Raw genomic sequence first — 251 nt, forward strand, 5'->3', positions numbered from 1 at the left:
TTTCCCTCTTTTGGTGAATATAGCCGCGTTATTAATTTTATGCGCGGGCGCGTGGGTTATTTTCTACTTTAACGGTAAAAAAGACGTGCAGGTAAGGCAGGGATTGGTCGCTTACGATTTAACGGAAAAGGCGTTAATTAATGAAATAAAAAAATATTCGGCGATGACAGAGCTTGAGCATTTATCGAACGATCAGTACAAGGCAGCCGCTATCGAAGCGCTGTTGGCGGGAGGGCTTACGGCAATCAGCT

At 44.6% G+C, this 251-nt stretch carries 1 protein-coding gene; it reads left to right on the top strand.

Annotated features, from left to right (window positions below):
- The coding region (locus tag ACYVTD_RS19140) for a hypothetical protein (RefSeq protein WP_461249160.1) at positions 1-251 on the top strand (251 nt) is incomplete at both ends.

The organism is Treponema sp. R6D11 (assembly GCF_054786075.1).